General features: G+C 53.5%; 21 protein-coding genes. 9 read left to right on the top strand and 12 right to left on the bottom strand.

Going from position 1 to position 25074, the window contains the following annotated elements; genetic code table 11:
• The first annotated feature begins 2 nt into the window (after positions 1–2).
• The 3 genes from EU557_RS19435 (at position 3) to EU557_RS19425 (ending at position 4889) form a co-directional block, all read left to right on the top strand.
• Entirely contained in the window at positions 3–1181 is a 1179-nt protein-coding gene (locus tag EU557_RS19435; RefSeq protein WP_135532151.1) for an acetyl-CoA C-acyltransferase, read from the top strand.
• Positions 1182–1512: 331 nt separating this feature from the next.
• The gene (locus EU557_RS19430) at positions 1513–3300 is read left to right on the top strand and encodes an acyl-CoA dehydrogenase family protein (protein WP_135532150.1); all 1788 of its coding nucleotides are present in this window, start codon (positions 1513–1515) and stop codon (positions 3298–3300) included.
• Positions 3301–3464: 164 nt separating this feature from the next.
• Positions 3465–4889 (top strand): Glu/Leu/Phe/Val family dehydrogenase, encoded by a 1425-nt coding sequence (locus EU557_RS19425; protein ID WP_135532149.1) that lies wholly within the window; start codon positions 3465–3467, stop codon positions 4887–4889.
• Positions 4890–4967: 78 nt separating this feature from the next.
• Here the strand turns inward: EU557_RS19425 and EU557_RS19420 are convergent, their stop codons facing one another.
• The 5 genes from EU557_RS19420 to mutY all read right to left on the bottom strand — a co-directional run bounded on the left by EU557_RS19420 (position 4968) and on the right by mutY (position 11808).
• A complete protein-coding gene (locus EU557_RS19420; RefSeq protein WP_135532148.1) occupies positions 4968–6419 on the bottom strand; it encodes a hypothetical protein in 1452 nt (483 codons plus the stop codon).
• A 793-nt stretch (positions 6420–7212) separates the two neighbouring features.
• On the bottom strand, positions 7213–9312 hold the full coding sequence (gene recG / locus EU557_RS19415) for an ATP-dependent DNA helicase RecG (RefSeq protein ID WP_135532147.1): 2100 nt from the start codon (positions 9310–9312) through the stop codon (positions 7213–7215).
• An 88-nt stretch (positions 9313–9400) separates the two neighbouring features.
• Positions 9401–9997 carry a gliding motility lipoprotein GldD gene (gene gldD, locus EU557_RS19410; RefSeq protein WP_135532146.1) on the bottom strand — a complete coding sequence of 199 codons (597 nt, stop codon included), beginning with the start codon at positions 9995–9997 and terminating at the stop codon, positions 9401–9403.
• A gap of 190 nt (positions 9998–10187) precedes the next feature.
• Positions 10188–10622, bottom strand: a complete 435-nt coding sequence (locus EU557_RS19405; protein ID WP_135532145.1) for a single-stranded DNA-binding protein — start codon at positions 10620–10622, stop codon at positions 10188–10190.
• Between the two features lie 94 nt (positions 10623–10716).
• Positions 10717–11808: an A/G-specific adenine glycosylase gene (gene mutY, locus EU557_RS19400; RefSeq protein WP_135532144.1), complete on the bottom strand. Its 1092-nt coding sequence runs from the start codon at positions 11806–11808 to the stop codon at positions 10717–10719.
• Positions 11809–12007: 199 nt separating this feature from the next.
• Here mutY and EU557_RS19395 point away from each other — a divergent pair, with 199 nt between their 5' ends.
• The 3 genes from EU557_RS19395 to EU557_RS19385 all read left to right on the top strand — a co-directional run bounded on the left by EU557_RS19395 (position 12008) and on the right by EU557_RS19385 (position 15311).
• Positions 12008–12313: an HU family DNA-binding protein gene (locus EU557_RS19395; protein ID WP_088845445.1), complete on the top strand. Its 306-nt coding sequence runs from the start codon at positions 12008–12010 to the stop codon at positions 12311–12313.
• 128 nt (positions 12314–12441) lie between these two features.
• On the top strand, positions 12442–13290 hold the full coding sequence (locus tag EU557_RS19390) for a tetratricopeptide repeat protein (RefSeq protein ID WP_245326342.1): 849 nt from the start codon (positions 12442–12444) through the stop codon (positions 13288–13290).
• A 413-nt stretch (positions 13291–13703) separates the two neighbouring features.
• Complete coding sequence (locus EU557_RS19385; protein ID WP_135532142.1) at positions 13704–15311, top strand: Rne/Rng family ribonuclease; 1608 nt, start codon at positions 13704–13706, stop codon at positions 15309–15311.
• A 92-nt stretch (positions 15312–15403) separates the two neighbouring features.
• Here EU557_RS19385 and EU557_RS19380 read toward each other — a convergent pair whose 3' ends face one another.
• Positions 15404–16075, bottom strand: coding sequence for a porin family protein (locus EU557_RS19380; protein WP_135532141.1), 672 nt, complete (start codon positions 16073–16075; stop codon positions 15404–15406).
• Positions 16076–16218: 143 nt separating this feature from the next.
• Between EU557_RS19380 and gldB the strand changes: the two genes are divergently transcribed.
• Positions 16219–17196, top strand: a complete 978-nt coding sequence (gene gldB, locus EU557_RS19375) for a gliding motility lipoprotein GldB (RefSeq protein ID WP_281062610.1) — start codon at positions 16219–16221, stop codon at positions 17194–17196.
• Positions 17197–17255: 59 nt separating this feature from the next.
• Positions 17256–18458 carry a glycosyltransferase family 4 protein gene (locus EU557_RS19370; RefSeq protein ID WP_135532139.1) on the top strand — a complete coding sequence of 401 codons (1203 nt, stop codon included), beginning with the start codon at positions 17256–17258 and terminating at the stop codon, positions 18456–18458.
• 64 nt (positions 18459–18522) lie between these two features.
• Here the strand turns inward: EU557_RS19370 and nth are convergent, their stop codons facing one another.
• The 5 genes from nth to EU557_RS19345 form a co-directional block, all read right to left on the bottom strand.
• Positions 18523–19242 carry an endonuclease III gene (gene nth / locus EU557_RS19365; RefSeq protein ID WP_135532138.1) on the bottom strand — a complete coding sequence of 240 codons (720 nt, stop codon included), beginning with the start codon at positions 19240–19242 and terminating at the stop codon, positions 18523–18525.
• Between the two features lie 128 nt (positions 19243–19370).
• Positions 19371–19601, bottom strand: a complete 231-nt coding sequence (locus EU557_RS19360) for an anti-sigma factor (RefSeq protein ID WP_135532137.1) — start codon at positions 19599–19601, stop codon at positions 19371–19373.
• Positions 19540–20175, bottom strand: coding sequence for an RNA polymerase sigma factor (locus EU557_RS19355; protein ID WP_135532136.1), 636 nt, complete (start codon positions 20173–20175; stop codon positions 19540–19542). The genes EU557_RS19360 and EU557_RS19355 overlap by 62 nt, the downstream gene beginning before the upstream one ends.
• 313 nt (positions 20176–20488) lie before the next feature.
• Positions 20489–21073, bottom strand: a complete 585-nt coding sequence (locus tag EU557_RS19350) for a DUF6799 domain-containing protein (protein WP_135532135.1) — start codon at positions 21071–21073, stop codon at positions 20489–20491.
• A gap of 48 nt (positions 21074–21121) precedes the next feature.
• Positions 21122–21550 (bottom strand): hypothetical protein, encoded by a 429-nt coding sequence (locus EU557_RS19345; protein WP_135532134.1) that lies wholly within the window; start codon positions 21548–21550, stop codon positions 21122–21124.
• Positions 21551–21736: 186 nt separating this feature from the next.
• On the opposite strand from EU557_RS19345, the gene EU557_RS19340 reads away from it, so the two are divergent.
• Positions 21737–23020, top strand: a complete 1284-nt coding sequence (locus tag EU557_RS19340; protein ID WP_135532133.1) for an MFS transporter — start codon at positions 21737–21739, stop codon at positions 23018–23020.
• 282 nt (positions 23021–23302) lie between these two features.
• Here EU557_RS19340 and EU557_RS19335 read toward each other — a convergent pair whose 3' ends face one another.
• Entirely contained in the window at positions 23303–24802 is a 1500-nt protein-coding gene (locus EU557_RS19335) for an alpha/beta hydrolase family protein (RefSeq protein ID WP_135532132.1), read from the bottom strand.
• Positions 24803–25074 lie beyond the last annotated feature (272 nt).

The following is a 25074-nucleotide window of genomic DNA, read 5'->3' as shown; positions in this document are numbered from 1 at the left end:
CAATGAATGCATATATCGTAGCTGGTTACCGCACGGCCGTTGGCAAAGCCACCCGCGGCGGTTTCCGCTTCACCCGCCCCGATGACCTCGCCGCCGATGTCATCAAGCACCTAGTAGCCTCCGTGCCTGCCCTTGATCCTACTCGCATCGACGATGTAATGGTGGGCAATGCAGTGCCGGAAGCCGAGCAAGGCCTGCAAATGGGTCGCCTGATTTCGCTGCTGGCCCTGCCCATGAACGTATCGGGCCTCATCGTGAACCGCTACTGTGGTTCCGGCGTGGAAACCATTGCCATGGCCGCCAGCAAAATCACGGCCGGCATGGCCGACTGCATCGTGGCCGGTGGCACCGAGAGCATGAGCATGGTGCCCACCGTGGGCTGGAAAACAGTGCCGAACTACAAACTGGCCCAGCAGCACCCCGACTACTACCTCGGCATGGGCCTGACCGCCGAAGCCGTAGCGCAGGACTACAAAGTGTCGCGTGAGGATCAGGACCAGTTTGCTTACAACTCGCACCAGAAAGCCATTAAGGCTATTCAGGAAGGTAAGTTCAAGTCGCAAATTGTGCCCATTACGGTAGAGGAAACCTACCTCGACCAAGCCACTGGTAAGAAGAAAACCCGCTCCTATGTAGTCGACACCGACGAAGGCCCACGCGCCGATACGTCGCTGGAAGCGCTGGCCAAGCTGAAGCCAGTGTTTGCCGCCAACGGCTCCGTAACGGCTGGTAACTCTTCTCAGACTTCCGATGGCGCGGCTTTCGTGCTGGTCATGTCGGAGCGTATGGTGAAAGAGCTAAATCTGGAGCCTATTGCCCGCATGATTACCTACGCAACTGAGGGCATTGACCCACGCATCATGGGTATGGGCCCTATCAAGGCTATTCCGAAGGCGCTGAAGCAAGCTGGCATGAAGCTTCAGGACATCGACCTGATTGAACTGAACGAGGCCTTCGCTTCCCAGTCGATTGCTATCACCCGCGAGCTTGATATTGACGAGAGCAAGCTGAACGTGAACGGCGGCGCTATTGCGCTAGGCCACCCACTGGGCTGCTCCGGCGCCAAGCTCAGCATTCAGCTTTTCCATGAGCTGCGCGAGCGGGGCCAGAAGTATGGCATGGTTACCGCCTGCGTAGGCGGCGGCCAGGGCGTAGCTGGCATCTACGAATTGCTGAAGTAAGCAGGCAGCGTATCCGGCTGTCGGTGGCGTGCGTCTCTCGGAAAACGTGGCAGCGTTTTTCTACCGGAAAACTCACTTGACCCACGACACCGACTGCCGGATACGCTCCATTTTCAGAACCAGATACTTATGTAAGCTGTTCTGCTTCTAAAGATTAGAAACCCCGACCTGCGGGGTTTCTTTTTCGGAAAGTACTCGGCAAGCATAACATAATTTGTTATCTTTCGGTATCCCACATAGAAGGGGCTTATGGCAGCTTAATAGTAGGTATGCCGAGCACTTCTTTCTCTTTTCGACATCGATTTTTCCAACCCCTACATCTCACCCGGTCATGGAAGTAACCAACAAGCTTGTGAAAGGCGGCGAGTTCATCATCAAAGAAACCGACGCTCAGGACGTATTTACCCCCGCCGATTTTTCGGAGGAGCAGAACATGATGCACCAGACGGCCCTGGACTTCGTGGAGAAAGAAGTGCAGCCCCTGCTGGAGCGCCTCGATAACCACGAAGAAGGCCTGATGCGCGGCCTAATGGAGAAAGCTGGTCAGCTAGGCCTGTTCGGGGTGAGCATCCCGGAGCAGTACGGCGGACTAGACATGGACTTCACTACCTCCCTGCGCGTAACCGAAGGCGTGGGTGGTGGCCACTCGTTCCCGGTTGCTTTCGCGGCTCACACGGGTATTGCTATGCTGCCCATTCTGTACTTCGGCAACGAAGAGCAGAAGGCTAAGTACCTGCCCGGCCTGACCAGCGGTGAGCTGATGGGTGCCTACTGCCTCACGGAGCCCGGCTCTGGCTCGGATGCTCTTGGCGCTAAAACCAAAGCTATTCCGACCGAAGACGGCGAGTTCTACGTGCTGAACGGTCAGAAAATGTGGATTACGAATGGTGGTTTCGCCGACGTATTCATCGTGTTTGCGCAGGTTGACGGCGACAAGTTCACCGGCTTTATTGTGGAGCGCAACACGCCCGGCCTGAGCCTCGGCAACGAGGAGCACAAGATGGGCATTAAGGGCTCGTCCACCCGTCAGGTGTTCTTGTCGGATGTCAAGGTGCCGAAGTCTGCCGTACTGGGTGAAATTGGCAAAGGCCACCTCATTGCCTTCAACATCCTGAACATCGGCCGCATTAAGCTGGCTGCTGCTTGCTTGGGTGCTACCAAAATGGCCTCGACGTTGAGCATTAAATATGCTAACGAGCGGGTGCAGTTCAAGCTGCCCATCGCTAAGTTTGGCGCTATCAAGCACAAGCTGGCCCAGCAGGCCGTGCGGATTTACGCTGTAGAGTCGGCTATCTACCGCGCCGGTATGGACATTGCCCGTATGGAGCAGGAGCTGCTGGCCAAAGGCCAGAGCCATAATGAGGCCCTGCTGGGTGCCGCTCGCGAGTTTGCCGTGGAGTGCGCTATTCTGAAAGTAGAAGGCTCGGAAGTACTCGACTATGTGGTAGATGAAGGCGTGCAGGTGTATGGTGGCTACGGCTTCTCGGCCGACTACCCCATGGACCGTGCCTACCGCGACTCGCGCATTAACCGCATCTTCGAGGGCACGAACGAAATCAACCGCATGCTGGCCGTTGACATGATCCTGAAGAAGGCCATGAAAGGCGAGCTGGATTTGATGGGCCCCGCCCAGGCCGTGCAGCAGGAGCTAATGGCTATTCCGGATTTCAACCTGGAAGAAGAAACCGGGCTGTTTGCTGCTGAGAAGAAAACCATTCAGAAGCTAAAGAAGGCTATTTTGATGGTAGCTGGCACGGCTGTGCAGAAGTACATGAACTCGCTCGCTAAAGAGCAGGAAGTACTGATGAACATTGCCGACATGGCTATCAAAGTCTACACCGCCGAAAGCACGCTACTACGCGTGGAGAAGGAGGCTAGCACCAAAGGCGAAGAAGCCCTGGCTACGCAGATCGACATTGCCCGCGTATACCTCGCCGACACGGTAGACCAGGTAAACAAGTTCGGCAAAGACGCCATTGCCTCTATGACGGAAGGTGACGAGCAGCGCCTCTTGGCTATGGGTCTGAAGCGCTTCACCAAGGCCGACCTCTACAACGCTAAAGAAGCCCGTCGTCGCATTGCCGACGTGCTGATTGCTGCTAACGAGTACGCCTACTAAATCACGGATTTAGCTGGATTTCTTGGATTGCACGATTTAGCTCCGCGTGCTCCTTTAACCAAAGCCGCTCCTCCTGCAGGGGCGGCTTTGTTGTTTTTTGGCGCAACGGATTGTTGGGCTATGCGTTTGCAGGAAGATACTCCCACCTTCATTTCCATACCTACATGGCTAACGAACAGGTACAGGGTAAAGACTTTTATGAAAGTGTGCTGCGGTTTTACGACCATGCAGCGAGTTTCTCGAAGCTAGACCCCGGCATCATTGCCCAAATTCGGGCGTGCAACAGCATTTACAAGGTTAACTTCCCGGTAGAGATAGATGGTCATGTGCAGGTGTTCGAAGGCATTCGGGTGCAGCACAGCCACCACAAGCTGCCCAGCAAAGGCGGCATCCGCTACAGCGTGTATGTAGATGAGGAGGAAGTAATGGCGCTGGCTACGCTCATGACCTTTAAGTGTGCCTTAGTAGATGTACCGTTTGGAGGAGCTAAGGGTGGAGTGAAAATCAACCCCCGCACTACGCCCGTAAACGTGCTGGAGCGCGTAACGCGCCGCTATGCTACAGAGTTGATTAAGAAAAACCTCATCGGGCCGGGCATGGACGTGCCAGCGCCCGATTATGGTACCGGCGGCCGGGAAATGGCTTGGATTGCCGATACCTATATGACCTTTAAGTATGGCGATACCAGCGCCCTAGGCTGCGTAACAGGTAAGCCCGTAGGCCAGGGGGGCATCCGCGGGCGGACCGAGGCAACTGGCCTAGGCGTGTTCTACGGTCTGCGGGAGCTACTACTAGATGAGCCGATTCTCAAGAAGGTAGGCCTCAGTAGTGGGGTTGCTGGAAAACGCATGATTGTGCAAGGGCTGGGCAACGTGGGCTACTACGCTGCACACTTCTGTCAGCAAGATGGAGCGCTGATAACCGGTATTGCGGAGCGCGAAGGCGGCATCTACAGCGAGACTGGCCTAGATGTAGAAGCAGTGTTCAAACATCGTCAGGAAACGGGTTCTATTCTGGGTTTCCCAGGCGCTAAAGATGTAGCCGAATCACTAGATCTGCTGGAGTATGAGTGCGACGTACTCATTCCGGCAGCTCTAGAAAACCAGATTCATGAAGGTAATGCGGCCAACATCAAGGCTAAAATAATTGCTGAGGGAGCTAACGGACCCACTACCCAGGCAGCCGAAAAGATTCTGCTGCAGCGCGGCATTGTCATCTTACCCGACCTGTACCTCAATGCTGGCGGTGTAACGGTTTCGTACTTTGAGTGGCTCAAGAATCTTTCTAATGTGCGCTTTGGCCGGATGGGTAAGCGGGCCGAGGAAGGAGCTATGCGCCGCTTGGTAGCTACCATTGAGCGTACTACCGGTAAAGCCATTACCCCCGAGGAGCGCCAACAGATTGTGCACGGCGCCGACGAAATTGACCTCGTACGTTCTGGCCTAGAGGATACCATGATTACCGCTTACCAGTCTATCCGGAAGGTGATGGATGAGGTAGAAGGTATTACGGACCTACGCACAGCAGCTTTCTATGCGGCTATCGAGAAGATTGGCGTGAGCTATCAGTCGCTGGGTATTTTCCCATAAGCGCCAGTATAGGCGATAGAAAAGCCCCTGCTTCAGTGAGAAGCAGGGGCTTTTCTATCGCCTATACTGGCCTAGCAGCTACTTTACTACAATCTTATTGAGCATCAGCGCGGCGGATTTCTTATTTGGGCGACTTACGCCAATAATCGTTTTAGGGTCAAGCCAAGTGGTAAAATCCTTTACGTAAGATGGGTTCTGGTCGGCGGCTACGTTTAGGCCTAGCGCCTTAGGTTCCTGCACAACGCCCGTTTGAGCATTGACGCGCCGTAAGTAGAGGTCGGACTTATTCTTGATTTTCTCCCACGTGACGAACTGCACATCCTGCCCAAAAACGGCAGCGCGGTAGCTAATGCTGCTAAAGCCCTCGGCCGCCGGCGCTACCTGATCCTTAGCAATAATGCTGTGCCAAGTGGGCGCTTGGTACTCGTTGTACCCAAAGAGGTGCAGCTCACGGGTATGGCCCGGCGATACTTCGCCGCCTTCCTCATATTTTTTCTCAGCTAATACTACCAACTGTTTCTCGTCGGTAAGCAATAAATCGGTCAGATAGATGTCTTCGAGGCGTTTGGCACTGGCGGTGGTGGCTTTGTTAGCGGCAGCCAAATACTCAGGAGTAAACTTGAATTCCGGCGCGAATTTCATGTCACCGTCGCCGTTGAAATCAAACTTTACCATTTTAAGGCTGTGGTAAACGCCCGTTTCTCGCTCATTGCAGATAGCCGCAGCATACAAGGTGTTGTCGCTCTGTAATGAAAAGCGCGAATCGAATACGTTTACGACTTTGCCCCCAAACGTGCCGCCCACGGCAACCGACATCACTTTGATATCGGGCGACGCGTTTAGATAGCGCCGCACCGAGAGCTTCTTCATATCGTCGGCTACTAGCGTAACGTATTGTGTGCCATCGTTGCCAATGTGAACAGTGGTAGAGAAGAAGCCGCCTTGGTCGTGAAAGTCGTAGGTACGTTCTTTCAGCTTAACCAACTTCTCATCATACACTGAAGCATTGATGGCCCGAATCTGAACATCGCGGGTGAGGTAACGCCAAGCTACCAGTTTAGTACCATCCGGAGAAAAAGCCACTCCCGGCCGCCGGTCACGGGCACTAGTTTCCAATAATTTCTTGAGCGGGCCCTTTTGGCCGGAGGTTAACTCAAAGGTTAGCGCCGAAAGGGTTTGTGAAGGTCCGCTCTTCTGGTGGACAATGACAGTGGCTTGGCTCCCGGAGATGGCAAAGCCATCTATTGCCTGTTCCGCAGTGATAGGTAAGGCGGTACTCCAGGTGCGTTTCAAATCAGCATCGTAGCGTTCCACTGCATACTCAGTGGCTGATTTATGCGCCAGGATAACAAAGCCCCCAGCAGATAAAGGAAACGTTTTGCGTAGTACCCGCTGGTTGTATCGATCTTCGGATTGTTCCGGCACATAGCTAAACGGAGCCGACTTGACTTTCTGAGCTAGTACTACAGGCGGGCCGCCAAGCAGGCCTAGCAGTAGAATACTAGTGGTTACAGCAGAAGAAAAACGCACAGATATAGTCAATTAGGAGGAACAGGAAAAAAATATGAAAAATGTACTCTCCAAAGGTATCCAACTTCTGCGGGACTCCGTATATGCCGTCGATCTTGCAGGGCAGTCGGTCCTCCGGGTTAATTCTTCACTCTTTCTTAACGCTAAAGAAGGTCATTTACTGATATAAATACCGTTTCTTTGCAGTAGAAAATGTCAATGTGTTAGAATAATAGAGGGAATATTTTGGTTTAATTATATATCCTTCTTATTGGATATTTCATGTTGAACTGGACAGTAGGCCCCTCCATATACTAGCCGTAAAGCAGGTGAAGAGGAACAAAAAGTTCCGTTTACATCAGCGTATTTCTTTCTCATCGGCCCAACTGGCCTCAAAATTGCTTGCGTGTAGCCCACTTACTATCCGCACGAACGCTATGAAATCTTTACTACGCCTTTTCTTACTAGTTTCTCTCGTCGTCATCGGTAAGCTTTCCAAGGAGTCGAATGTGCTAATCGACACTGCTGCTAAGTCAGCTCGCTCGGCTATTCAAGCTCCCGTTCGGAGTGCTTCTTACTTCATTGGTCAATCAGTACCAAAAAGCACAAGCCCCGAAACGGATAGAAATTTGTGGCACACGTCGAGTGCTACCACTCTTACATTAAAGTAGTTTTTCGGCAGGCGACTTATTAGGGTCGCCTTTTTTGTGCCTGAAACTTTTATAACAACAACGGCTTGCTGAGGAGACCCCTCAGCAAGCCGTTGTTGTGACTACCCTAAATGGCAATAGGAGGGTGAGCTATTAACCTAGGGTTAGCTGATGCGGCTCCAGTTAACGGCTGTGGCGGGCAAACTTTCAATGTGCCGCCGGATAGGCTGATTATCTGGACGCTCTAGGCCAGGGTCTTCATTCAGTAACGCCTGCGCTGCCGCCCTCGACTCAGTGAGGATGCGCCCATCCTTGGCTAAGTCGGCGATGAGCAGGTCTAGCACCCCGCTTTGTTGAGTTCCCATTAGGTCACCGGGCCCACGCAGCTTCAAGTCGATGTCGGCAATTTCAAACCCGTTATTGGTGCGCACCATTGTCTCGATGCGGGTGCGAGAGTCTTTGCTCAACTTGTAGCCCGACATTAAAATGCAGTAGCTCTGCTCGGCGCCCCGGCCCACGCGGCCGCGTAGCTGATGCAGCTGAGAGAGGCCAAACCGCTCGGTACTTTCAATTACCATTACGGAGGCGTTGGGCACGTTCACGCCTACCTCAATAACGGTAGTAGCTACCATAATCTGGGTTTCCTTCTTCACAAAGCGCTGCATCTCAGCGTCTTTCTCAGCGGCACTCATGCGCCCGTGCACAATGCTGATCTGAAACTCGGGGAAGGCACGGGCAATGCTCTCGTAGCCATCCATGAGGTCTTTGTAATCAGCCATGGCCTCGCTTTCCTCAATCAGCGGATACACGATATAGACCTGCCGGCCCACGTTAATCTGGTCACGCAGGAATTGGAATACTTTGAGCCTATTAGCATCAAAACGGTGCACCGTAACGATGGGCTTACGGCCTGCCGGTAGCTCATCAATCACCGATACGTCTAGGTCACCGTAGAGCGTCATGGCCAGGGTGCGCGGTATGGGCGTGGCCGTCATCACGAGCACGTGCGGAATCACGTGTGGGTTCTTTTGCCAGAGTTTAGAGCGCTGGGCCACACCAAAGCGGTGCTGCTCATCCATAATGGTGAGGCCTAGGTTGCGAAACTGCACCACGTCTTCCAGCAGGGCATGGGTGCCCACCAGCATGTGCATCTCGCCAGAACGTAGCTGCTCGTGCAGCACGCGGCGCTCGGCGGTGCGGGTGCTGCCCGTAAGCTTGCCGATGCGTAGGCCCAGCAAATCTGCGTATTCCTTGAGGCCTACGTAATGCTGGTCAGCCAGAATCTCGGTGGGGGCCATCAGGCAACTTTGTGCGCCGTTGTCGGCGGCCATGAGCATGCTGATGAAGGCCACAATTGTTTTGCCCGAGCCCACGTCGCCCTGGAGCAGCCGGTTCATCTGCTTGCCGGAGCAGAAATCTTTATAGATGTCGTGTATTACGCGCTTTTGGGCTCCAGTGAGGTCAAAAGGCATCACGTTCTTGTAGAAGTGAACCAGAGAGGGTACCTCCTTGAAGATTTGGCCCGCCAGCTCCACCTTGCGCTGGGTTTTCTGGCGCAGGAGCTTAAGCTGCACGTAAAAGAGCTCCTCAAACTTCAGCCGGAACCGCGCCGCTTGTAGCAGATCGGTGCTCTGCGGGAAATGGATCTGCTGGTAGGCAGTGGCCTTATCCATTAGTCCGTACTGCCGAATCAGTTCCTGGGAGAGGTTTTCGTGTACTTGAGGCAGGGCAATCTTGAGCAGATCCGAAACCATCCGGCCAATTGCCTTGCTATCGACGCGGTGATAGTTCTTGAGCTTCTCGGTGGTATTGTAAACGGGCTGCAGGAAACTCTGGCCGGCTTTGGCCTCCGTCACCTCTTCCAGCTCCGGATGGGCCATCTGCGGGCGGCTGTTGAACATTGTGGGCTTGCCGAACACAATGTACTCCTGGTGATTCTTGATGATCTTCTCCAGATAATTCACGCCCTTGAACCATACTAGGTCCAATTCACCGCTGGCATCGGCAATTTTGGCTACCATGCGCTTCTTGGGGCCTTCGCCCACCACCTCACGGTTGCGCAGAATGCCCTTTACCTGCACGAAGGGAAGGTCGTCGTGCAGGTCGCAGATATTATAAAACTGAGTGCGGTCGAGGTAGCGGAATGGATACCGCTGAATAAGGTCGCCGTAGGTGAAGAGGCCTAGCTCTTTCTGCAAGAGCTGAGCCCGCTGCAATCCTACTCCGCGCAGATACTCAAGTTTGGTTTGAAAGAAATTACTCATGAATCAGCAGCAAGCTGTAGGCCACTTGGCAGCTAACGGTTGAAAAGACTTGAATCTAGGCCACCTGAAGCACACTTCACAGGCTCCTTTACTGATATTTTAGCGTATTGAGCAGCTGCACAATATCTTTCTTCACGTAGTCAATGACCGGTGCCAGGGAGTCGTTAGCGGTAGCCGTCCGGAAGTAAAGGGCGCCTCGGAAGAAGTTCTTGGTGCTATCGGTGGTGTAAAACTGAAACTGGCTGGGTACATCGCCCTGCAGCTCAAACACGGCTACTCGCATGCCGTTGGGGGTTTTTAGCACGCTCTCATCAATAGCCGTAGCCTTAATCTGATGCTTGCTGGTAAGCTTGCGGGCGTCCTCCAGCAGCTTATTGCTAAGCTGCTTGTTGCGCTGAAGGTCGGCGTACGTAATCTGCACGTTGGCGTGCAATTGCGGGTAGTACACATTGATCCAGTGCGGCTGTGCCAGATAAGAGGAATCACGCAGGATTTTGGCGTAGCGCGAGTACTGGAACGTGTACGGATGGCCGGGCGCCAACTGCTGGTAGGCGTGCGGGGGCAAATCAATACGGTTATAGCCTTTCGGCTTGGGCGTAAAGTCAGGAGCAGAGGTACAACTCGCCGCTAGGCCTAGCAGCGTAAGCACAGCGCCCCATCCGCGCAGAATTCGAAAATCGGCCATGCCAAGCAAATCAGATGAATACTCAAAGGTAGCACACTTGTAGCGCGAAGCAGTACAACGCGGCTAGGTCAGTTGTCGGTGTTTTTGAAAGGAGGCTAATCCAACAGGCCTAGCGCGGTAGGTATTGCTCTTATCACGCAAAAAGCCCCGGCACCAAGCCGGGGCTAAAGAAATGCAAGGCGCTAGGCCATTAAAACGGCAATTGATTGAGTTCTGGTTCCTGACGAAAAGTGGTAGGCTCTTCGGCAGGAGCAGCGGCTGTGTTGGCCGGTTGAGCTTCTGCGCCAGCAGCACGACCATTGCCCAGCATGGTGATTTCCTCCGCAATGATTTCTGTGATGTAGCGAGTTTGGTTGTCCTTATCCTGGTACTGACGAGTCCGGATGCGGCCCTCCACATACACTTGATGACCCTTGCGCAGGTACTTTTCCGACAGCTCGGCCAGGTTGCGCCACGCAGCAATGTTGTGCCACTCTGTACGCTCTACGCGGTTGCCTTGCTTGTCTTTATAGTACTCGTTGGTGGCCATGGTGAAGTTAGCCACTGAGTTGCCACCTTCTAGATGACGAACCTCAGGGTCCTTGCCTAAGTGGCCTATGAGAATGACTTTGTTGACGCTTGCCATGGTGTAAATAACTAGTCGTTAGAAGGGGAAAGAGAGATAATTGTCAGGTATAAAGATACAAAAAACACCCTTGAATTCCAATATAATTGGCATGTTAAAAACGGGTATTGCTAATATAATTAGTGATGATGACGGGCTTAGGTAACCGCTCAATATCTAGAGCATTGTAGGCCACTAAGCCGGCTGCCACGGCTGCCTCCGGCACCAAGGGCTCCGACAACCAAACTGGGTGAAAACGAGCCTCTACTTTCTGATGGCTTAGAATATGGCGCATGGCAGTAGTAGGCTCTTCGGCTAGGTTGATAGCAAGGCGGCCGCCCAAGCCTTCTATGGCGTCCACGATTGAAGCTGCAGGTAGCTCCGCCGAATCGGTTTCTTGTAGCGCAAAGTCGTACAAGCCTTCCCAGATATCCTTCGGGCCGCGCTTCTTCATATATAACGTGTCGTTGTGGCGCAGTACCAGGTAATGGAAGTAGCGGGTGCGGGCGGCTTTGGCCTTACTCTTAACGGGAAGCTCCTGCACCAGGCCGTGCTGGAAAGCGTAGCACTCGGTCTGGAGTGGGCAAAACAGGCAGTCGGGCTTAGCAGGAGTGCACTGAATAGCGCCAAACTCCATGATAGCTTGGTTGAACTCCGCGGGCTGGTCAGCCGGGATGAGCTTATCGGCGAGCTGCTGGAAGATTTTGCGACTGGCGGGGGCAGCAATATCCTGCGTAACCCCAAACACGCGGGCCAGCACCCGAAATACGTTGCCATCGAGCACAGCTACTTGCTCATCGTAGGCAAAGGAGGCAATAGCAGCGGCCGTATACTGGCCTACGCCACGTAGCTTCAGCAGCTCAACATAGGAGCCGGGAAATTGTCCGTTGTATTCTCCGGCTACCTGCTGGGCAGTATGATGCATGTTCCGGGCCCGGGAATAATAGCCTAACCCCTGCCAGTGCCGCAGCACCTCATCTTGTGGGGCAGCCGCTAGCTCCTGTACGGTAGGGTAGGAGGTGATGAAATCGAGGTAATACGGCAAGCCTTGCTTCACACGCGTTTGCTGCAGAATAACTTCCGAAAGCCAGATGGCATATGGGTCGCGAGTGTTCCGCCAGGGTAGGTCGCGGCGGTGGCGCGGGTACCAGTCCAATAAACGTTGTGCAAACCACGGATGGGAGGAGGTAGAAAGAATTGAACTCAAGGCTTTGAGAAAGAAATAGTTGGATGCAACCTAGGAAGCGGTAGCGAATGCTGCGAAATCTGTTGTAAAACCAAAAAAGGGGGTTACCTTTGTGCCCCTCAAAACATAAGCAACGCCTTACCGGGCAAGTGCTTACGTTTTGAGGAAGGCAACATTTGCCAAGCACATTTTTTTTCACCTCCCTAGTACACTTACCAGCGTGACTAAAGCAGAAGTAATCGCCGAAATTGCTGACAAAACCGGCATTGAGAAAGCAGACGTTTCGGCTACCGTAGAAGCCTTCTTCAAAGTTGTGAAGGATTCGATGGCCGATGGCAACAACATCTACGTGCGCGGCTTTGGCAGCTTCGTTAACAAAAAACGCGCGAAGAAAGTAGCCCGCAACATCTCGAAAAACACGTCGATCATCATCGACGAGCACTTCATCCCGAGCTTTAAGCCGTCCAAGACCTTCATCGGCAAGATCAAGAACAGCAAGAAAATCAAAGCACTGGCTAACGCCTAAGTCGCTTTTATTATTCGATGTCGGCAGTGCCGCCGGGCGTCCTTTTCCGGAGGCCCGGCGGTCTGCGTTTTTCCCTGCTAATGGCGCGTAACTCCTCTAAGCATCAACTAATACTTCTCGCTTTGGCGGTGGCCCTTGTGGCCGGTTTGTTTTTGCTGCCCAAGGTGATTGTGAAGCCCAAAGTAGGAAAAGGTGAACTTGCTCAGGACGCCGCCCGTACAGCCAACCGCGATAATGGCGCAGCTGCTCCCTCTACGGCTTCTGTAGATGCCATGGGCAAACCAGAAGGTGCAACTGCTGAGCAGCCGCACATGACGGTGGCTCCGGCTAAACGCCAAGAAATCAATACGCTGCTTGCCAAGTACAACGCGGAAGCAGAATTGGGCGCTAAGCTGCGGCTGGCTACTGAACTGGCCGACAAGTACAAAGGCGTTGAGCGTTTTGACAGCGCCGGCTACTATTTGGAGCAGGTGGCCCTGACTCGTCCCGGCGAGCAGGCCTGGAAGCGGGCTGCTGACCAGTACTTCGAAGCGTATAGCTTTGCAACTACCGAGGAGCGGCAGAAAATGCTGGGTGCCAAGTGTGAGGAACTGTACGGGAGAGTATTGAAGAATAACCCCGACAACCTCGACGCCAAAACCAACCTAGGTATGGCTCTGATGGCTAGCTCTAACCCGGTGCAGGGTATCACGTTGCTGCGCGAAGTGCTGGCCGTGGATCCGCGCAACGAAAAGGTGCTGTATAACCTTGGTTTGCTGGCTATTCAGAGCAATCAGTTCGACAAAGCGGTTGAACGTTTTCAAGAGCTAACTAAAGTAAATCCTGAAAACGTCAACGGACAGTTTTATCTTGGCGTCGCGTTAGCCCAAACTGGCGTGAAAGAGGGAGCCCGTCAGGCTTTCCAAAAAGCCAAGAGTCTCAGCACTGATCCGGGCCTAGCCGCTTCAGTAGATGAGCAACTTCAGAAGCTGCAATAGTACTGTTAGCTGTTCCGAAGCAGGCAACTGGTGTATCCGCATCAGTACCTGAACAGGAGCAGTCAACAATAAAAGAAATCAAATCAATTCACTCATCTAACCCACAACATCATGCCTTGCGGTAAAAAGAGAAAGCGTCATAAGATTGCCACTCACAAGCGGAAGAAGCGTCTGCGCAAGAACCGTCACAAGAAGAAGTAATCCTCCCGGGGTTTGCTCGTAGGTGCTTTTCTAGCTTAGAAAGGCACTCTTCTATCTCTCACTTAGTATCCAGAGAGTGGCCAGATGTTCGCTTTCCCCGTGGCTCGAAAGGGAAGCCGGTGCCTTGTGCGCTGGCTTCCCTTTGCGGGTTTCGGGGGAATGCATAACCGCTAGGCCAGGCTTGCCAGATACTACTCTAACCGCTTAATCCATTGAGTAACGAATTAATCATTAATTCTACTCAGGACGGAGAACGGATTGCCCTGCTACAGGACAAGCGGCTCATCGAATATCATTTCGACCGCAACGACACCGCTTACTCAGTTGGTGACATTTTCCTGGGCACGGTCAAGAAAGTTATGCCCGGTCTGAACGCCGCGTTCATTGACATTGGGTATCAAAAGGATGCCTTTTTACACTACGGCGACCTGGGAGAGAATTATCCTTCCCTAACAAAGTGGGTAAAAGGCGTTCAATCGCAGAAAATAACCGTTGGGCCCCTGAAGACTTTCCAGTTTGACGGGACGCTCGACAAAGTCGGTAAAATCGATAACACGCTTAAGAAGGGCCAGCAAATGCTGGTTCAGATTGTTAAGGAGCCTATTTCTACCAAGGGCCCGCGCCTCTCCACGGATATATCCATGGCTGGCCGGTATCTGGTACTGGTGCCTTTTTCCAATACCATCAGCGTATCCAAGAAAATCGTCAGCAAATCGGAACGGGAGCGGCTCAAGCGGCTCATTGCTTCCATTAAGCCCGACAATTTTGGCGTAATCATCCGCACCGTGGCCGAAGGCCGCGAGGTGGCTGAGCTCGACAAGGATATGCAAAACATGGTGGAGAAGTGGGACAAGCTCTTCCAAACCCTGCGTACGGCCAAGCCGAATGATAAGGTGCTGGGTGAGCTAGGTCGCACGAGCTCCATGTTGCGCGACATGCTCAACGAGTCGTTTGATGCCATCACGGTAGATGCGGCTCCCATGTACGAGGAAATGCGGAGTTACCTGCAGCAGATTGCGCCCGACAAGCTTGGCCTGCTGAAGCTACACACCGGCAAAGTGAAGGTGTTTGAAAGTCAAGGTATTGAGAAACAGCTCAAGACCTTGTTTGGCAAAACCGTAACGGTTCCCGGTGGCGGATACCTCGTTATCGAGCATACCGAAGCCCTCCACGTCATCGACGTGAACTCCGGTAACAAGAGCAACCAAGAAGGCGACCAAGAGGCCACAGCCCTGCACGTGAACCTCGCGGCCGCCCGAGAAGTAGCCCGCCAGCTCCGGCTGCGCGATATGGGCGGCATCATCGTCGTCGATTTCATTGATATGAAGTCGGCGGAGAGCCGCAAGAAGGTAGAAGATGCCGTGCGCGACATCATGAAGCACGACAAAGCGCGCTTCACAATTCTACCCATCACCAAATTTGGCCTACTTCAGATTACCCGACAGCGCGTTCGGCCTGTTGAAAACATCGTGACCGGTGAGGTTTGCCCCACCTGCGGCGGCACGGGTAAGATTTCGGCGTCTATCCTGGTAACCGACGAAATCGAAAATAGCATTGAGGACCTGCTGATAACCCAGAATCAGTCGGGCATTACGCTCAATGTGCACCCATTCCTGCACGCTTACTACACCAAAGGTTTGGTAAGCAGACAGATGAAATGGTATTTGAAGTATTATAAGTGGGTAAAAGTGATGAAAGACACTAGTCTAGGCCTCACAGATTACCGCATTGAGGATGAGCAAGGCGAGGAAATCGAGCTGCACTCAGCCGCGGCGGCCATGAGCCGGTTGCAGGACCGGGAAATTGAAATAATTGACTGACGGATTTTTTCTGCGAGAAAACTCCTCCTGATAGAAGAAAAGCCCGCGCTGCTGAGAGCAACGCGGGCTTTTTGTTTGACGACCGGTGTGGCCTAGAACTTGATGCCTAGGTCCAGCGCAACCTCGCTATTCTTGAAGACCACTTCCGAGAAGTTACGCTGCTTGTCGTAATATTTCTCAATGTTGACGAGGCCGCGGTGGTAGCTCACGCCAGCAAATACTTTAGTGCTCTGGCCGACCTGATACTCAGTACCGAAGCCTAGCAATACGGCTGCGTCGGGAATAATAACGTGGTCGAGGGCTTTGGTTTCCTTGCCGGTAGCAGGATCAGTGTAACGCTTGTTGCCATCAATCTTAGCTGCAATGGCGCCGCCTAGGGTGCCACCCAGCTGGAAATATAACTTGGTATCAGTGGCAATATCGTTAGTGAACAACTTCATAGTTACGGGCAGCTCCAAGTACTGAATACCTAGTTTCTGCTCTACCCGTCGGCCCGTAGTGGGGTCCAGGAACAGGAATTTGCCACCCTTGCCAGTAAGCTGTAGGCCAGTGCTGAAGGCGTAATTCTGGCCGAAGAAGTAGTCAACTACCAAGCCGCCGCCGAAGCCTATTTTACTGCCATCTTTCTGAAAGCCAAGTTGGGCTGGTGAGTCAGTGCGAAGGCTCGTAATAGATGGCGACACCTTAAGACCTATTTCAACTTGCGCGGATGCAGCCCCGGCCGAAGCGCCGATGCAAAAGAGGGCGAGCAGTGCTTTTTTCATATCAAATGCAGAAGTACGATGAGCAAAACACGAAAGACAGCCTTTCGCCGTTTCGTTTTGGCTAATTTCGCCGTAAAGATAGAAGCGCGATGCACATTCCTGCCCGTATACGCCCCTGGCTGGCGGCCGTCCTGAGTTTAACGATGCTGGCTTTGCCTAATTGCACCTCTAAAACGGAGAAGTGCGAAATAAACCCAGACGTTGCGAAAATTGATGTGCCGCTACAGATTGAGCGGTTAGAAAAGCCCTTTTTTCAAATTAAGACGCCCGCTAACGCCAGCGCCTTTATTGCCCAGAACGGCCTATTTGCCCGGCAATTCTTGCAAAGCAGCCAGTATCCAGCCGGAGTGCTTAGCAACACATTGGCTCGTCTGGCAACCAACCCTGGGCTACAGAAGCTAGGCCACCAAGCTGATAGTGCCTTTCAGGATACAGGCGCGTTAGCCGCCGACCTGAAGCCAATGTTTCAGCACATCCGCTTTTACTTTCCCGACTTCAAGGTGCCGCCAGTTAAGACGTTTGTGAGCGGACTCAGCCAAGACCTGTTTGTGAATGACAGCTTGCTAGTGATTAGCACTGACTTCTTCGTGGGGCCGAAAGCAGCTTACCGTCCTAACGTTCCCGGATATATCCTGCGCCGCTACACCAAGCCCTACGTGGTACCCACGGTAGCGCTGGCTATCAGCAGCAAATACAACCAAAAGCAGCTCACCAACCAAACTATGCTGGGCGAGATGGTGCAGTTCGGCAAGTCGCTGTACTTCGCGGAAAAGGTGCTGCCTTGCACGCCTGATTCCCTGCTGATAGGTTATACCGATAAGGAAATGGCTGGGGTAGCTTTCAACGAGGGTAAGATTTGGGCGCACTTCATCGAGAAGAACCTACTGTACAACACCGCTCCTTTTACCATTCAGAAATACGTGGGCGAGCGGCCCAACATCCCCGAAATTGATAAAACCTGCCCCGGTAGGGTAGGGGCCTGGGTGGGCTGGCAGATTGTGCGCAAATACATGAGCGAGCATCCTAACGTAACACTCAAGCAGCTGATGGCTGAAAAGAACTCCCAGCGCATCCTAACGGAGTCGAAGTACCGGCCCAAGCCACGCCGTGCGGAGCGCTAGGCCACTTGAGTAGTAGCACCTCGGTGCGGTTCTCTTTTATTCCGTTAGCCTGACCGCTCGTGCACATTGCCGTCTTCAGCCAGTATCACACAAACCCCGACTGCCCCGCCACCAGTCGGCATTACTCGCTGCTGAAGCACATTGCCCAAAGCCACCGCGTCACGCTTATTACCACACGCACCTGGGAGCCGCAGCGCCTGACGCAGCAGTATCCCTGGCTGCCAGAAGGTGTGGAAATGCGGGCTGCGGATGTGGCCTATGAGAACCGCATGGGCGTAGCACGCCGCGTATTATCCTTCGGGCAGTACGCGGCGTATGCGTTCAAAGAAGGACTCAAAATAGATAAGCCCGATGTCATCTGGGGAATTAGTACGCCACTCACGGCGGCGTGGGCAGCAGCGCAGGTAGCGCGGTGGCGGCGGGTGCCATGGGTGTTTGAAGTGCAAGATTTATGGCCATCGTTCCCTATTGCCATGGGAGCAGTGCCGAGTAAGCTGGCCCAGCAGCGCCTGTTTGCACTAGAGAAGGGGCTATATGAGTCGGCGCGGCACACGGTAACGCTTTCCCCTGACATGACGAGCTACGTGCGTGGCCTAGGCCTGCCTGAGCATAAAGTCACGACTATCTGGAACGGCACCGACCTGGATTTGGCCGCTCAGGCTACTCCTGAAGCCACGAACGTGCTACGGGCGGAGCACAACCTAGTGGGCCGCCGGGTAGTGCTTTACGCCGGCACGTTTGGGCGAGCCAACGATATCCCGACGCTCATTGCCGCTGCTGAGCAACTGGCGCCTCGCATGCCTGACGTAGTGTGGTTGTTCATGGGGCATGGGTTTGATGAGCCACGTTTGCGCGAGGCGGCAGTACGCTGCTCGGCTATCCGGGTAGTGCCGCCTCAACCCAGGCATGAGGTATTTAAGTGGTTTCGGCTAGCAGAGGTATCAGTCGTGTCGTTTCTAGGCCTACCTGTGCTGGATAGCAACTCTCCGGCGAAGTTCTATGATAGCCTAGCAGTGGGCACTCCCGTCATCGTCACGAACCAGGGCTGGACGAAAGAGCTAGTTGAACACCACCGTTGCGGCTGGTTCTCCCTGGCCGGCGATGCCCCAGCCTTGGCAAGCCGAGTAGCCAATATCTTGCAGGACAATAAGCAGCGCCAACTGGCCGGAGAGGCCGGAAAACGAGTGGCCTACGAGGCGTTTGACCGGCAGCAGTTAGCGGTTGAAATGCAGCGAGTTTTGGAGCAGGCAGCAGCTCGCTAAATGCGGTCTGTCGTGTATGAAACTATGCTTATTGGTTTTTATACTGTCTATAACCAGTTATAAACTATGTTGTGCTCTCAGGCGATAGGGTAGCCGGGTCTATGCCCTTTAAAAGGCCTTTTTTAGGAGTTGAAGCTGCTTTCACTACTACGTCAGCATAGTACTTGCACCAGCTTTTGAGTGGGCAAATGCCGCATTTAGGGTTACGGGCCACGCAGATATAGCGCCCGTGCAAAATAAGCCAGTGATGAGCTTTGGGGATTAAGGCTTCAGGGATATACCTCACCAACTCTTTCTCCACTGCCAGTGGCGTAGTGGCTGTGCGTGACACCAGGCCTAGCCGATGCGAAACCCGGAACACGTGCGTATCCACAGCCATAGCGGGCTGGTTGTAAATGACCGAAACTACCACGTTCGCCGTTTTGCGGCCTACTCCGGGCAGGCGTTGCAACTCCTCGATGGTGCTGGGTACTTCACCGCCAAATTCTGACACTAGCAAGCGACCCAGACCAGCCAGGTGCTTCGCCTTGTTGTTGGGGTAAGAAACACTCCGGATAAAGGGAAATACTTCTTCGGGTGTGGCAGCCGCTAAATGCTCGGGCGTGGGAAACTGCTCCAGCAGGGCTGGCATTACCTGATTTACCCGCTTATCGGTGCACTGGGCACTAAGCACCACGGCCACAATGAGCTCGTAGGGGTTGGAGTACACCAGCTCCGTTTCCGGCTCCGGAAAATGGGTGGTGAAATAATCGAGGAAGTGGCGGAACCGCTCAGGTTTGCGCATACAGCGGGCAGAATAAAGAGAGCCGCAAAGAAACGGCAAAAACACGTCATCCTGCGACGCCTAGTTGCTGGCTCTGGAGTGAGCCGCGGACTAGGTATCGCAGGATGATAGGATACTTCCCCTTTCTCTTATCCCGCTTTCAGGAAGGTGCGGGAGTACTGCAGAATAGAATCAGTAGTCTTTTTACTAGGAGTCCGCTGCACGCCGTCGAGCAAGCGCTGGGCCAGCAGAATATCGGCGCAGGTAGCAGCCAATTCCGGGTCGTGCTGCAACGACTGTTCTACTTCTTGTTGCTGATCAGCCGGCAATTCGTTGTATACGTACCGGAGCAGTTTCTCGTGGGGTAAGGTTTTGATCATAGAAAACGGGTTGTGCGGCCATCTTCTTCCGCAGATTGATGAGCGCGTAGCGCATACGCCCTAACGCAGTGTTAATGCTCACCCCCGTCGCGTCGGCAATTTCCTGAAAGCTCATGTCGCCGTAATGACGCATGATCAGGACTTCTTTCTGCGCCGTGGGCAGCTCCTGAATCAGCTCCCGAAGCCGCGCGTGAGTTTCCTCCCGCGTGAGAATAGCTTCGGCACCCTCTTCTGCCAACGACAACGAATTAAAGGCATGACTTGTTGTGTCCAGATTCAACAAAGGACTACGTTTTTCCCGACGGAAGAAGTCAATGGCTAAATTATGGGCAATACGGCAAATCCAGGAAGAGAATTTTCCTTCCTCATTATACCGCCCGCTTTTCATGGTGTGGATAGCCTTGATGAAGGTATCCTGTAAGAGGTCTTCAGCTACATCCTCATCGCGCACGATAAGCATGATAGTAGTAAACACCCGGGATTTGTGACGATCGAGCAGTTGAGCAAACGCTTCTTCCTGCCCAGCAATGTAACGCGATATCAGAGCAGAGTCGCTCGGCTGCATGGTTTCCATAAAGGCTACGAGAATTTAGGGGCGTAGAGCTTTAGGCCATAGAATGCAGTTGCGGTGTGAAGACTCTGAATGAAGGAAAAATGAAGGGCGCTTGCTAAAATCAAATGTAGAAAACTGGCAGGCGAAACACAATGGGTAACCAGCTTCTTGAAAAAATATTTTTAGTAATTGAAAACCAAAGGATTAAATATTTTAAATACAGTATTTAATGTTTCAAAAGCACTAAATCTTATCTGATAATCAAGTAGAAAAAATTTAAAAAAGCAAAAAGCCCGCCAAAACGGGCTTCATTAGTTCAGAACGGAGAAGAGGCCTAGGGCCGAAGTTTGGCGTTAAGCTCTCGAATGCGGGTGTCCAGAGCTTGAGTCTGCGAAGCGGTGCTGCCCGTGCTGGAAGTACGCTCATTCAATAGCACAGTTAATTGTTGGAGCGTGGCAAGCCGCGCCTCGGTGCGGCTTAGTGCAGCCAGCACTTCCGGGGCCACTGTTTGGCTTGGCGCAGGCATAGAAACTACCGTCGGTTTGGCGCCGGTTACTTGCTGGTCGTGGCGTTCAATGTCAGCGGCGGTCTTCATATCGTCGCGCAGATTTACGATCTGGCCCTGCATGTTGAGCGCCTTGCCTTCTTCCAGAAGCTGGCGGGTGCCGTTCTTACTCACCATGATGCCATCGGGACGGAGCGTTAGTCCATTATCGAACTGCATAGGGGCAGAAAGACGGCTGGCCTGTCCGGCCTGCAGGCGCATCACCAAGCCATTGCGGCGATAAGCCCCATCTTTCAGATCGACAGTTGGAACAGTGGAGTTGATAGACTGAGCAGCAGCACGATTAGAGGTAGCAGCGGCTAGCAATAGGCTGCCACAGAAGAGCAGACGAGGCAATACAGACGAAGCAGACATGGGAAGGAGAGAGGTAAGTAGGAAATAACTGGCAAACGCAGGCCTAGCCTAAGCGCTTTCATAGTCCTGACGCCTGCTTAGCCAAGCCAGGGCAGGCGCCTCTGCCGTGAACAGGCGTACGTGGTACTGCTCGTTCGCGACGAGCGGAGCACCTTCTTCCTGCTCTGCGGCGCTAAGTTGAGAGGCTGCTAACAAGAAGCACACGTAGACCCGGCCACCCAGTTGCTCGTGAAGGCGCGGAAAGAACTCCGTCAGTACCCACTCAGTATCGTCTTCAGAGGCTGGGCCCCGGCCTCGTACGTCTAGCAGCCAGTAACGGGCGCGGTGCTGCTTGGCCTTGGATAAAGCTGCTTCGTAACTCTGCACAAGTTCGGGTGCCGGAATAGGGCGTAGCCAGCGGGCAGTCAGAATTTGGAGGTCGTTGCGGTAGTGCAGCTCAACGGAATCAGGCGGAGATAACGAAGTAGAGTCAGACATGGGCAGGGGCATGGCGCATCAGGGAGGCGGGAAACACCCCCGTGTATACGGCCCCAACGTCTGAATGGCCTACCACTGACCCGAGGGTGGCCTAGAGGCAGGGCCGGTGAAATTCCCAACGTCCAGCTTCCGGCCCCGGGTTTGGGGCTACCTTTGTGCCCAGTCGCTTTACCTCGGCTTCTTGCTATGTCTGCTCCTGATTCGGCTACTCGCCACGACCCATACGCCGCGCTGCGGATTCCTGATTTTCGCCGTCTTATTTCTGCCCGTATCCTTCTCACGGTAGCCACCCGCATTCAGGGGCTGGTGGTGAGCTGGCAGATATTCAAACTCACCAACGACCCCTTAGCCCTGGGCCTCATCGGCCTTACTGAAGCCATTCCCAGCATTGCCGTATCGCTCTATGCTGGCCACGTAGCCGACTCAGTACGCCGGAAAAATATTATTGTGGTGACGGTAGCGGCGTTGGTGCTGTGTGCGGCAGCACTGTCTTTCTTTGCCTCGCCAGTAGGTTTACCATTGCTGACCAAGGGCGCATTGTTCACGCTGCCGCTTTATAGCGTGATTTTCGTGAGCGGTATAGCCCGTGGTTTTCTCGGCCCGGCGCTCTTTTCCTTTATGCCCCAACTGCTGCCCAGTCGGGATAAGCTAGCTAACGCCATTACCTGGAATAGCACCACCTACCAAGCGGCTGCCGTACTAGGCCCGGCGGCGGGCGGCTACCTTATTGCGCATCTCGGGGTAGGCAACTCGTACTTAGTAGCTACCGGATTGCTGGTAGTAGCGCTGGCGCAGTTTATTGCTATTGCTTCTAGGCCACTACCGGAGTTAGTAGGCGAACGGCTAGGCCTGCAAGACAGCGTGCTGAGTGGCCTACGCTTCATTTGGAGCAACCAGCTAGTACTCGCGGCGCTGTCGCTAGACCTGTTTGCTGTGTTGTTTGGGGGAGCTGTGGCGCTACTGCCGGTCTTCGCCGTGGACATTCTGAAGGTAGGGGCGGCAGGCCTAGGCCACTTAGAAGCAGCCCCCGCCGTGGGGTCGGTGCTGATGGCGGCCTTCCTGACGTATTTCCCGCTCCGTCGGCACGCGGGCCGCAAGCTGTTGTGGGCTGTAGGAGGCTTCGGATTAGCTACCATTTGCTTTGCCTTGTCCACTAATTTCTGGCTGTCCTTGTTCTTACTCTTCTTAACGGGGGTGTTTGATTCTGTTTCAGTAATTGTGCGCTCCACGCTGCTGCACACCTTTACCCCAGAGCATATGAAGGGCCGCGTATCCGCGGTAAACAACATTTTCATTGGCTCATCCAACGAAATTGGCTCCTTTGAGTCAGGAGCAGCGGCGAAGCTGATGGGGGTAGTACCTTCCGTCATCTTCGGGGGCATCATGACCATGATAGTGGTGGCCGCTACTGCATTCAAAGCGGATAAGCTGCGCAAGCTTGATATGACTCCGCAGCCAGCTAAGGCCTAGGCAGCTTACATAGTGCTCCGACAGAGAGAAGTATTTACCTGCTTAATGTGGATAACTGTGTGGATAAGTAGGTAGTTGTTAACAAAATCTTTTGAAATAATCAAGCTAAAAGCGAAAGGTCTAGTAAATCGAGAAAGATTGGAACGGACATGAGCGGTATGAATAGCTACAATGATTCTTCTAGGCCACTGGCCATACGCATGTAATTAGCTAGTTAGACGGAAAACAAACAGGGGCTCCCGCTAAGCGGGAGCCCCTGTTTGTTTGAAGAATAGAAGCAGCTTAGCGGCTGGCCTGAGCTGCTTTGTCTACCTTCTTGCTGACTTTCTCTTTCTTGGGTTTAGGCGTTGTGTCGACGCTATTTGTGATAGGCCTAGGAGCCGGGCGGGTGGTGTTGTCGAATATCCACTCGCGCACTATATCTAGAGTTTTAGGCGAGAAGGTAGGCTGCTGTACCCCGTTGACCAGCGGCCAGTCTTTGGTTTCGGGCTGGAACCAGTGGTTCACGCCTGATATTCTATCCGACTTCACCTTGGCATTCCTGAGGCCTTTCTTTAGAATAGGAAGGTTGTGTTCTGGGTCTACCTGCAAGTCGGCGGTACCGTTGAGGGTTAGTACTGGGCAGGTCACATCAGGTAGCTTCTGGCTTGGATCAAAGTCGAGGAAGTAACGCGACCAAGGCGAGGTGAGCTGGGCAGCCCGAGCCCGCGCCATTTGCGGGTCTAAGTCGGTGTTGTTGAGGCGCAGGTTGGCGGCCACTTTGCCGCGGGCCTGGTTGTCGTTAGGTGTCTGGCGCACGATGTCAATTACGCGCTCATGAAACTCAAGGGCAGCCTTTACCTGGGCAGGATTAGCGCCTATAAGCCGCAGGATTTCTAGCTGCTGGCGCACTAGCACATTGCGGCCAGTAAGTCCGTAGCCGGCCAGCGAAACCACAAAAGCAGGCTTACTAGGTCCTGGTTGAGCGGCCGCCAATAGCGCTACGTTAGCGCCCTCGCCATGACCAATAAGGCCAATTTGCTCGGGATTGATCAGGTTGCGAGCCCGCAGGAACGTCATGGCTGCTTGCGCATCACCCATCAAATCAATGGTAGTAGCGGTAAGGTAATTGCCCTGCGATTTGCCCACCCCCCGGTCATCGAAGCGCAATACAGCAATGCCGCGGCGGGTGAGGTGGTCGGCCAGAATGCCAAACATGCGGTAGTCGTACTGCTCCGCGTCGCGGTCTTGGGGGCCAGAATCAGAAAGCAGGGCTACAGCTGGAAAGGGGCCCGGGCCGGCCGGAATCGTGAGCGTGCCCGAGAGCCGGATTTTGGCGTCGGCATTCGTGAAAATCACTTCTTCCTCGCGGTAAGGAGGGGTAAGGCGCATTTTGCTGCCCGTGGCGAGAGGTGCCGCCGATGCCACTACTCGCGTAAGTACCAGCGGCACTGAAAGGCCCGGCTGCGTCCAAGTACCCGTTAGATGGGCTCCACCATCCTTTACTTTACCCACAAAGCGGCTACCCGCCTGCTCAATCCGGATGGTGAGATCAGTGCCTTTGAGCTCCACTTCCGCCGGCATCCGGCTGATGCGCTGCTGAGGCGCATCTAGAGCAGCGTAGTAGGTGCCGTTGGAAAGCGGTACTAGGGTGATGATAAGATCAAGCGTACCACCCGGGACCTTAAGCGGGCCCTTCCACTTACCGTTGAGAACGGCGGTAGGAGTGTCGCCGGCTATGGCTACAAAGGGAAGCCAGAAAGTGAGCAAAAGAAGGACAAGCGCGTGTAGAGCTTTCTTCATAAAATCAAATCCAATGATGACATTGTACCGTCTATTGGCACACTAAGAACGGAAAATACCAAACCTGACGCAGAGTTGCTAATGAAGGTTTTGGTCAAGCTGCAGTAAGTGCTTATACATATCAAAAAAGCCGGAAATTTATCTTAGGCATCTGCTCCACCGCTTACGTTTTATAGCAAGGATATTAATATACTCCTATACACAAGTGGTAACCTGGCCTAGCAGACCGCAAAGCTCGACTGTAGTGGATATACTTAACTGATGCCGGACTG

This window comes from Hymenobacter wooponensis (assembly GCF_004745865.1).
In the GTDB taxonomy this organism is placed as follows: domain Bacteria; phylum Bacteroidota; class Bacteroidia; order Cytophagales; family Hymenobacteraceae; genus Hymenobacter; species Hymenobacter wooponensis.
Note: the sequence above shows the minus strand (reverse complement) of the source record. Positions and strands in the feature narration are given on the sequence as shown.

Bases quoted from the DNA above. Each gene is read 5' to 3' on its own strand.
- EU557_RS19435 (WP_135532151.1), top strand. From the start codon at position 3: ATGAATGCATATATCGTAGCTGGTTACCGCACGGCCGTTGGCAAAGCC.
- EU557_RS19430 (WP_135532150.1), top strand. From the start codon at position 1,513: ATGGAAGTAACCAACAAGCTTGTGAAAGGCGGCGAGTTCATCATCAAA.
- EU557_RS19425 (WP_135532149.1), top strand. From the start codon at position 3,465: ATGGCTAACGAACAGGTACAGGGTAAAGACTTTTATGAAAGTGTGCTG.
- recG (WP_135532147.1), bottom strand. From the start codon at position 9,312: ATGAGTAATTTCTTTCAAACCAAACTTGAGTATCTGCGCGGAGTAGGA.
- gldD (WP_135532146.1), bottom strand. From the start codon at position 9,997: ATGGCCGATTTTCGAATTCTGCGCGGATGGGGCGCTGTGCTTACGCTG.
- EU557_RS19405 (WP_135532145.1), bottom strand. From the start codon at position 10,622: ATGGCAAGCGTCAACAAAGTCATTCTCATAGGCCACTTAGGCAAGGAC.
- EU557_RS19380 (WP_135532141.1), bottom strand. From the start codon at position 16,075: ATGAAAAAAGCACTGCTCGCCCTCTTTTGCATCGGCGCTTCGGCCGGG.
- gldB (WP_281062610.1), top strand. From the start codon at position 16,219: ATGCTGGCTTTGCCTAATTGCACCTCTAAAACGGAGAAGTGCGAAATA.
- nth (WP_135532138.1), bottom strand. From the start codon at position 19,242: ATGCGCAAACCTGAGCGGTTCCGCCACTTCCTCGATTATTTCACCACC.
- EU557_RS19360 (WP_135532137.1), bottom strand. From the start codon at position 19,601: ATGATCAAAACCTTACCCCACGAGAAACTGCTCCGGTACGTATACAAC.
- EU557_RS19355 (WP_135532136.1), bottom strand. From the start codon at position 20,175: ATGGAAACCATGCAGCCGAGCGACTCTGCTCTGATATCGCGTTACATT.
- EU557_RS19350 (WP_135532135.1), bottom strand. From the start codon at position 21,073: ATGTCTGCTTCGTCTGTATTGCCTCGTCTGCTCTTCTGTGGCAGCCTA.
- EU557_RS19345 (WP_135532134.1), bottom strand. From the start codon at position 21,550: ATGTCTGACTCTACTTCGTTATCTCCGCCTGATTCCGTTGAGCTGCAC.
- EU557_RS19340 (WP_135532133.1), top strand. From the start codon at position 21,737: ATGTCTGCTCCTGATTCGGCTACTCGCCACGACCCATACGCCGCGCTG.
- EU557_RS19335 (WP_135532132.1), bottom strand. From the start codon at position 24,802: ATGAAGAAAGCTCTACACGCGCTTGTCCTTCTTTTGCTCACTTTCTGG.